At 72.2% G+C, this 8,783-nt stretch carries 8 protein-coding genes and 2 pseudogenes; 6 read left to right on the top strand and 4 right to left on the bottom strand.

Features of this window, described 5'->3' with window-relative positions; genetic code table 11:
- Nucleotides 1–793 (top strand): DUF4143 domain-containing protein (locus FJ309_16660; protein ID MBM3956207.1); only part of this gene is annotated, 793 nt, incomplete at its 5' end.
- A 63-nt stretch (nt 794–856) separates the two neighbouring features.
- On the opposite strand, the gene FJ309_16655 is transcribed toward FJ309_16660, so the two are convergent.
- The 4 genes and pseudogenes from FJ309_16655 to FJ309_16640 form a co-directional block, all read right to left on the bottom strand.
- Nucleotides 857–1,537 (bottom strand): Uma2 family endonuclease, encoded by a 681-nt coding sequence (locus tag FJ309_16655; protein ID MBM3956206.1) that lies wholly within the window; start codon nt 1,535–1,537, stop codon nt 857–859.
- 1,255 nt (nt 1,538–2,792) lie between these two features.
- Nucleotides 2,793–2,999 (bottom strand): annotated as a pseudogene (gene lepB, locus FJ309_16650) (signal peptidase I).
- 252 nt (nt 3,000–3,251) lie between these two features.
- Nucleotides 3,252–3,386, bottom strand: a pseudogene (locus FJ309_16645) (signal peptidase I).
- A gap of 179 nt (nt 3,387–3,565) precedes the next feature.
- Entirely contained in the window at nt 3,566–4,111 is a 546-nt protein-coding gene (locus FJ309_16640) for a TlpA family protein disulfide reductase (protein MBM3956205.1), read from the bottom strand.
- A 100-nt stretch (nt 4,112–4,211) separates the two neighbouring features.
- Here FJ309_16640 and FJ309_16635 point away from each other — a divergent pair, with 100 nt between their 5' ends.
- From FJ309_16635 to FJ309_16615, 5 genes are all read left to right on the top strand, one after another.
- A complete protein-coding gene (locus FJ309_16635; protein ID MBM3956204.1) occupies nt 4,212–4,715 on the top strand; it encodes an RNA methyltransferase in 504 nt (167 codons plus the stop codon).
- The gene (locus tag FJ309_16630) at nt 4,712–5,674 is read left to right on the top strand and encodes a hypothetical protein (GenBank protein ID MBM3956203.1); all 963 of its coding nucleotides are present in this window, start codon (nt 4,712–4,714) and stop codon (nt 5,672–5,674) included. The genes FJ309_16635 and FJ309_16630 overlap by 4 nt, the downstream gene beginning before the upstream one ends.
- Nucleotides 5,652–6,254 (top strand): phosphohistidine phosphatase SixA, encoded by a 603-nt coding sequence (sixA, locus tag FJ309_16625; protein MBM3956202.1) that lies wholly within the window; start codon nt 5,652–5,654, stop codon nt 6,252–6,254. The genes FJ309_16630 and sixA overlap by 23 nt, the downstream gene beginning before the upstream one ends.
- A 94-nt stretch (nt 6,255–6,348) precedes the next feature.
- The gene (locus FJ309_16620; protein MBM3956201.1) at nt 6,349–7,881 is read left to right on the top strand and encodes a c-type cytochrome; all 1,533 of its coding nucleotides are present in this window, start codon (nt 6,349–6,351) and stop codon (nt 7,879–7,881) included.
- A 115-nt stretch (nt 7,882–7,996) separates the two neighbouring features.
- A partial coding sequence (locus tag FJ309_16615) for an ROK family protein (protein ID MBM3956200.1) occupies nt 7,997–8,783 on the top strand: 787 nt, incomplete at its 3' end.

Genomic DNA, 8,783 nt, shown 5'->3' with positions numbered 1-8,783 from the left:
ACTCGCGGGTCGGGTCGAGACCGTGCCGCTCGAGGGGTTCAGGCTGGCCGATGTTGGCGCCACCCGGCTCGAGCGCCACTGGCTGCGCGGAGGCTTTCCGCTCGCCTTCACCGCCCGGAGCGAGGCCGAATCGGTCGCCTGGCGGCGGCAGTTCCTCCAGACATTCCTCGAACGCGACATCCCGCAGCTCGGGGTCCGGGTGCCGGCAGCGGCGCTACGCAGGTTTTGGAACATGCTCGCCCACCACCACGGTCAGCTCTGGCATGCCGCCGAGCTCGCCCGCGCGCTGGGGGTCGGCGAGCCGGCGGTGCGCCGGTACCTCGATCTGCTCACCGGCGTGTTCATGGTGCGGCAGTTGCCCCCGTGGTTCGAGAACCTCGGCAAGCGGCAGGTGAAGTCGCCCAAGGTCTACGTCCGCGACAGCGGCCTGCTCCACGTGCTCCTCGGCGTGGCCACGAAGCGCGAGCTGGAAATGCACCCCAAGATCGGGGCGTCGTGGGAGGGATATGCAGTCGAGGAGGTGCTCAAGGCGGTGGCACCGGACGACGCCTACTTCTGGGCGACGCACCAGGGAGCCGAGCTCGACCTGTTGCTCTTCAAGGGGGGACAGAGGATCGGGGTGGAGTGCAAGCGGGCCGACAGCCCGTCGCTCACGCAGTCGATGCGGATCGCGGCCGCCGATCTGCGGCTCGACCACCTGCACGTGGTCTATCCAGGCACACGTCGCTATACGCTGGCCCAAGGGATCGACGTCGTCCCGCTGGAGGAGTTTCTCGTGGCGGCGCGCGGCTGAGAACGTCGCGGCGCCGGCCAGCTTCTCGTCGCGACCTGTGGCGGGCTGGGTGGCTCCGTCCGATCAGTCGGTCGCGGCGACATCGAGGTCGTATTTCGGCAGCCCGCGGGACGTGAGCGTCGCCCGCAGGCGGACCCGGCGCCCCAGCACCGTCGAGCGCACGAACCCCGCGTCGTCGACCGCGCCACGGACATAGCCGCCCGTCGTGTGCCGATAGACCTCGAGCCGGGGCTCACCGGTGCGGGCGTCGACGATCCACAGCTCCCGCACGCCGGCCGCGTGGTACGCCCGCGGGAGACGCTCGGTGTCTTTGAGGACCGAGCCGTCGCTGACGATCTCCACGATCAGATCGGCAGCGCCCTCGACCTCGATGAACGACGCCGGGCCTCCGCTCGCCCCGGCGACGAACCGCGCGCGACCGCCGTCGACGGCGGCATCGCTGACGAACACGACGTCCGGCTCGACGGACAGATCGGCTTCCGGGCAGGTGACGCGCGTCCGGTCGATGAACACCTCACCGCTGCCGTCTTCCCGCACGACCGAGTAGATCCGTGCCGCCAGCTCGGTCTTGAGCGTGCCGTGTGTGAAGAGATTCTCCGGAGACATGTCGACCTCGATCGCCCCCCGCACCCAGTCGATCCGGCCATGTTGCGGGAAGGCATCGGACCGGGTCCAGGCGCGGAATGACCCGAGCGCCTCGCACGGGGGAATCGTGAGCGAATCCTCGAAGACCACCGTCGCCATCACGCCACAGCCTCCGGGACGAGTCCGTCATTCACGAGTCATCGTACCGTCTCCCCTTCCTCCCGCACCGTTCGGCTGAGATCGCGGCCACCTTCGCCAGCATCCGACCGCGGAAGAGAAACCGTCGCTGCGACCGCGCACCCGCGACCGGCCGCTACCGCACCCAGCGCATCCGGCCGAAATTGGGCCACGACGGCAGCCGCAGCTCGATGCTGCCGAAGCGCAGCGGCAGCGCCCACGACGGCGACACGGCGTGCGGCCAAAACACGGCCAGCGCCCGGCCGACGAGCAGGTGGCGGTCGACGTGGTGCCCCTCGAGCCACAGCCGGCTGTCCTTGCTGGCGGCGGAGTTGTCGCCGAGGACGAAGAATTGGTCGGCCTCGAGCGGGAAGTCGAGGCGCCGCCCCTCGGTGAATCCACCGGTGTGGGGGAGGTACTCGCGGGCGCCGATGTAAAACACGTCGCGGAGGAGGCGCAGGTCGCGCACGGTGACGTCGGCGTCGGCGACGCTGATTCCCGCTGGCGCCAGGTCGCCGGGGCGCTGGTCGCCGGGTTGCCGGGGCGAGTCGTCGGGCCGGGCCTGTTCGGCGGTGTCGATCGCCACGTTCCAGCGCGTCGGACCGTCGAAGGCGACGCGCCGGCCGTCGACCGACAGTGTGAGCTCGTCGTCGACGTTGGCCAGGAGGATCCGCCACGAGCCGCGGCCACGGACCCGCGTCGGGCCGCGGACCGGCTGGTTGGCGCTCGGCAGAGTCACCTCCGCCACGCCGGTCGCCAGGTCGATCGTGCAGCGGTGCACGGCGCCCCCCTCGACGAGGTCGAGGGTCACCGTGCCTCCCGCGGCTCGGCTCTCGAGGCGCGCCTCGACGGCCAGGTCGCCGACCCAGTGGGGGCGGGTGGCGACGGCGTTGTAGGGCTGGAAGTCGTCGATCAGCGCCGGCGCTGGCGCGGCAGGCAGCGCCGTGCCGGCCTCGACCGCCTCCCAGTCGTCGGGGGAGGCGACCAGATGGCGGTAGCGGAGCGTGGCGGTGCCGGTCGGGCGGCTGCGGAAGCCTGTGCCCTCGGCCGTCCAGCCGGGGGCGGCGCCGGCGGCCGACCAATCGGTCCAGCGCGACGGCCAGCCGGCCGCGCGCAGCGCCGCGGCCTCGTGGCGCGTGTCGTGGACGCACTGGAGCATCGCCAGGAGCCGCTCGGTGGGCTTGCGGGCGATCTCGGGCGACTGGCCGTCACGCGACGTCCAGATATCGCCGCCGACGATCGACACCGTTTCCCCCGGCAGCCCGATGAGCCGCTTGATGTAGTTGGTCTTGGCGTCCTCGGGATACTTGAACACCACCACGTCGAAGCGCCGCGGCTCGCGGAAGTCGTAGGAAAACTTGTCGACCAGGACACGGTCGCCGTTGTACGAAGGGTAGGCAGGGTCGTAGGCGACGCCGGCGGGGGTTTCGGTGACCAGTTGCATGACGTGGCCGCAGTTGCCGCAGCGCGAGGCCTGGACGAGCTTCCGCGCGAGGCGCGTGCGCAGTTGGTCGAGTTGGCCGCCGCGGGCCTCGAGCTGGTCGAGCTTGCGGGCCGCAGCGGTGTCGCCCGAGCGGGCCTTGTCGCGGAGCGCCGCGGCCTCGGCCTCGAGCTGGGCCAGCCGGGCGCGGAACTCCTGCGACTGCTCGTCCTCCTCGGCGGAGCAGCCGACGCGGTAATCGTCACCGCAGGCGGAGCAGACGAGGTCCTTGTGGCGCCCCATCAGCGTCGGCGCCATCGACCCGGTCGGGATCACGAACGCCTCTGCCTCGAACGCCCGGAAGAGCAGCGCCAGCGTGAAGGCGATCACCACCGACTCGACCGTCTCGCGCTGCATCCCGAGCGGGTTTCTGATCACGTCGCCAGGGCGGGGTCGGTCGCTGCCAGGCGCGGGAAGCAGGGGGGCGGTCACGGCATGTGCCTCCGGGGGCGCGAACGGGGAAGCCCCCAGGCTACGGACCCTGGTAGTCCCGGGCAACGGCGGCCGCCGGCCCACCGGCAGCCGCCGCGTCACTCCGCCAGCAACCCCTGCACCTCCGCCTCGACGTCGTCGTAGGTGAACGGCCGCCCGAGCCGGGCCTTGGCATCCCCCTCGTCGAAGCGCCGGGCGAGCGTGCCGTCGGCCTTCCACACGTAGACCGCCGGCACGCTGTCGAGCTCGAGCTTCCTGTACATGGCGTCGGCCTCCTCGGTGGCGATCATGTTGATCACCCCGCCGGCCTTCACGTCGTGGAGGAAGCGAAGCACGGGGGGCACGAGCGTGTCGACCGGATCGAGCCCCTCGTAGTCGAGCGACAGCGACATGCAGACGACCCGGTCGCCATGCTTCGCCTGGAGGGCGACGAGGCGCGGAAACTCCTTCACGCACGGCGGGCAGGAGGTGCTCCAGCAGTCGAGCACGACCACCTTCCCCTTGTGGCGGGCGACGGCCGCCATCAGGCCGGCGTGGTCGACGGCGACGATCGTCGGCTTGGCGGCAGCCGCAGGCGGGGCTTTCCCTGCCGGAGCCGCCGCCGGCTGGGCCCACGCGACGGTCGCCCCCGTGAGCGCCACCACGATCGCGAGCCCTGCCCGCCGGCCGGCGTGGCGGCTGCCCGTGCGGGTCGCGGGGCGGCACAATGGCGCGGCGTCCGCTGTCCCCCGTGCGATCCGACCGATGCCGCGTTTCGAGCACATCCGTCACCGCCCTCCCGACGTCCTCGCGGCGCCCCGCGACCTGGTCGTGGCCTGCGCGGCGATGCGCAGCCACGTGAACCTCTCCCACATCGTACGGACGTGCGGCTGTTTCGGCATCCGCCGGGTGATCGCCTGCGGCGCCGCGGGGCTCGAGCCGCGCATCGCCCGCGACGGTGCCGAGCAGGTGGCCCTCGAGATCCGCCGCTCGCTGCCACCGGTCCTCGACCGGCTCAAGGAGGAGGGGTGGCAACTGGTCGGCCTCGAACAGACGACCGGATCGGAGAGCCTGTTCGGATTCACGTTCGTGGCGCGGACGGTGCTGGTGGTGGGCAACGAGCGCCTCGGCCTGGAGGACGACGTCCTGGCGCGGCTCGATCGGGTCGCCGAGATCCCGATGGCCGGGCTTCCCCACAGCCTCAACGCGGCGACGTCGGCGGCGATCGCGATCTACGAATACTGCCGCCAGCATCCAGGCTCGCGATGACGCTCGTGATCGGTACCGACGAAGCCGGCTACGGGCCGAACCTCGGGCCGCTGGTCGTGGCGGCCACGGCCTGGCTCGTCGATGACGGGGCGGACGAGGCGCCCGCCATACGGCTGGCGCGAGTGAACACCATCGCCACCGTCGACGGCAGCGCCCCGTGGGGCGACTCGAAGCGGCTCTACCAATCGGGGCACGGCCTGGCGGGGCTCGAGGCCGGGGTGCTGGCGGCACTGGCCACCGGCGCGCCCTGCATGCAGGGCCCCGCTGGGTCCGTGCCGGCCGACGGCGCGCACCTCACCGAGCGGCTGGGAATCGTCGCCGCCGACCTCGTGCCCGAGTGGCCACGGTTCCTCGCCGCGCGCCTGCCGGTGGCGGTGGCGGCAGAACGGCTCGAGCGACTCTCGGCGGCGGTGGCGGCGGCGCTCGCGGCGACGCACGTGCGCCTGGCGGCCGTCCGCTGCCGGGTGATTCAACCGGCCGCGTTCAACGCGCTGTTGGCAGCCGGCCTCAACAAGTCCGACATCCTCTCGGGCACGACCCTCGCCCTCGCCGCCGAGCTGCGCGCGGCATGGGACGGCGAGGTGGCCGAGGTGTGGTGCGACCGGCACGGCGGCCGGAAGGCCTACGCTGCACTGGTCGGCCACCACTTTGGCGCCCCCCTCGTGCGGCCGCTCGAGGAAAGCGCGCGGGTGAGCCGCTACGAGGTGCCGGGGGCACGGCTGCGGATCGCGTTTTCGGTCGGTGGCGAGGAACAGGTCCCGGTGGCCCTGGCGAGCATGACGGCCAAGTACGTCCGCGAACTGGCGATGACCGCCTTCAACGCCCATTGGTCCGGGCTCCAGCCGGGGCTCGCCCCCTCGGCCGGGTACCCCGTCGACGCGCGCCGCTGGTGGCACGAGGCGGCAGCGGCGGTGCGCGCGGCGGGGCTCGACGCCGATGCGATCTGGCGTCGCTCCTGACCGGCGTCGGGCGCCGTTTGCAGGCGCTTGGCGCGGTGACGACAATCTCTCCGGTTCGTACCCGACCGCCACTCTCACTTCCGCCATGCCCACGCTCACCACCCGTCTTGCGATCATCCGCCACGCCTGGGCCGAGGAGGTGTCGGCCAGCGGTGACGACGCGTCGCGCCCGCTCACGCGCAAGGGGCGGAAGCGGTTCGCCCGGCTGCTCGACCGACTCGTCGCCGGGGGCTTGGCCATCGACGTCATCGCCACCAGCCCGCTCCTGCGCGCCCGTGAGACGGCCGACATCCTCGCCGAGCGTGTCGGAGGCGAGCCCCGGATCGAGGTCATCGCCGCGCTCGCCCCCGGGTCCGACTGGCGGGCGCTGGTCGACTGGACGATCGCCCAAGACGCCCGGCAGGTGGCCTGGGTCGGTCACGCCCCGTGCGTCGGCCGGCTGGTGGCACTGTCGATCGGCGACGGCGCCGCGGCGATCCGGATGCCGAAGGGGGCAGTGGCGTCGGTCCGTCTCGACGACGGTCCGGGCCATCCCGGCGAACTGGAATGGCTGGCCACCGCCGATCTGCTCGGCGAGTGAACGGCCCCGGGAGGCTGCTCCCCGGGGTTTCCCGGTCCGCTAGAATTCTGAGCGTTCGCGTGTTCGGTCCGGCCCAGGTGAGTGGAGGCGTGCGATGTTGTACGGCCATCGAGGTGTCGTGTCCCGGCGGTCGGGCTCCTGCCTGACGGTGCTCGCATCCTGTGCGCTCGTCGGCTGCCAGCCGGCCGCGGCCCCCCCGGGCACACGCGGTGTCGCGGTCGTCGAGTCGGTCGAGGTCCGGCCGGCTCCCACGGCGCCGGCCGTCGATGCCGGCAAGGTGGCCAGCGACGAGGCCAAGGTCGCGGCCGACGAGGCGATCGCGGCCGCCGGACGCGATCTCGGTCCGGCGGCACCGGCCGCCGCTGCCCCGGCCGAACCGGTCGCGGCTCCCACTCCGGCCGCGGCGCCGAAGGCGATCGAGCCCGCAGCGACCCAGCCAGTCGCCGCCGAGCCCGCCGTCGCCAGCGCAGCCGCCACCCGCGAACAGGTGCTCCTCGGCGACCCGGCGCTGACGGCCGGCGTTCCCGGCCAGGGGCCGATCACGCTCGACCAGATCGACGCCTGGCTCGCCGACCCGAAGAACTCGGTCCAGCTCGAGCCGATCCTCCCGCTGGGTTTGTCCCAGGGGGCGGCGCAGATCACCGGCCTCGACGAGAACCCGCTCACCCGCGCGAAGATCGAGCTCGGCCGGCAACTGTATTTCGACCCGCGTCTGTCCGCCGACGCGACGGTGAGCTGCGCCAGCTGCCACAATCCCGCCGAGGGCTACTCGGCCCACACCAAGACCGGCGTCGGCATCCGCGGCCAGCAGGGGGGGAGAAACTCGCCGGTGTCGTTCAACCGGATCCTCTCCGGCAAGCAGTTCTGGGACGGACGCGTCGATTCGCTCGAGGCCCAGGCGGTCGGCCCGATCGCCAATCCGATCGAGATGGGCTTCACCCACGAAGGGGTCGTCAAGCGGCTCGGCGAGATCCCGGTGTACAAGCGGCAGTTCGAGAAGATCTTCGGCGAAGTCTCGATCGCCCGGGTCGGCCAGGCGATCGCCGCCTTCGAGCGGGCCCTCGTCACCGCGCCGTCCCCCTACGACCATGGCGAGCAGCTCCGCCCCTTCGCCGCCCTCGATGAAGACGACATCGCCGACGACCCCGACCTCGCCAAGCGCTTCGCCGCGGCCAAAGGGGCGGCGGCCGCGACGCCGATGAGTGAGTCGGCCCGCCGCGGCCGCGAGATCTTCTTCACCGAAAAGGGCAATTGCACCGCCTGCCACGTCGGTGCCAACCTCGCCGACGAGAAGTACCACAACATCGGCATCGGGATGGACAAGCCCGAGCCCGACCTCGGGCGGTACGTCGTCTCCAAGGACAAGAAGGACAAGGGGGCGTTCAAGACGCCGACTGTGCGCAATGTCGCCCTCTCGGCCCCCTACATGCACGACGGCTCGCTGGCGACGCTCGAAGAGGTGGTCGAGTGGTACGACAAGGGCGGCCACCCCAATCCCCACCTCAGCGACAAGATCCGGCCGCTCAAGCTGTCGCCCGAGGAGAAGGCCGACCTGGTCGAGTTCATGAAGGCCTGCACCGGGCCGACGCCGTCGGTCGAGACCAGCCGGCTCCCGGCCGATTCCTGAGACGGCCAGCCCCGGCTTCGGGGAACACTCGACCGCCGCCGGCCCGAGCGCCGACATATATTCATGGCCCTGCCGGCGGTCCCGGTAGGGCCATGTTGTTCGTGGAGGCCCCCCGATGCCCGCCCACGCCGACTGGATCCCGGCGGCAGCCGCGAAACAGCCCTTGTTCGCCGGCGTCGACCTCGGGGGCACGAACATCAAAGTCGGCCTCGTCGACGACGACGGCCGCACGCTCGCCTTCCACACCGAGCCGACACTCGTCGGCAAGGGCCCCGACGACGTCTGCCGGCGGATGGGCGCGGGCGTCCACACCGTGGCCGGAATGGCCGGCGTGGCGCCGGCGGCGATCGCCCGCGTCGGCCTGGGAACACCGGGGCCGCAGGACCTCAAAGCGGGCACGATCATCCGCGCCGGGAACCTCCCCGGGTTCGACGGCTACCCGGTCCGCGAGGCGGTGTCGCGGGCTTGCGGTCTGCCGGTCTCGTTTGCCAACGACGCCACCGCCGCCGGCTACGGAGAGTTCTGGATCGGCTCGGCGCGGGAGTTCGGCAGCTCGGTCCTGCTCACGCTGGGCACCGGGATCGGCGGCGGGATCGTGATCGCCGGCGAGCCGCTCGAGGGGGCCCACAGCCACGGCGCCGAGTGCGGCCACAACCTCGTCGATCCCTCCCCCGATGCACGCGTGTGCCCGTGCGGCATGCCGGGGCACCTCGAGGCCTACTGCAGCGCCAAGGCCCTGCTCAAGCGCGCCCGCCAGGTCCTCGATCTCGCCCCGGGCGGGTCGCTGGCGCGGGCGGTGGACGGTGGGGCGGAGCTGACGCCCCTGCTGGTGTCGCGCGAGGCGGCCGCCGGCGACGGCGTGGCCCTCGACCTGATCCTCGAGGTGGCGCGCTGGCTGGGGA

The sequence above is a fragment of the Planctomycetota bacterium genome (assembly GCA_016872555.1).
Lineage (GTDB): Bacteria > Planctomycetota > Planctomycetia > Pirellulales > UBA1268 > F1-20-MAGs016.
Note: the sequence above shows the minus strand (reverse complement) of the source record. Positions and strands in the feature narration are given on the sequence as shown.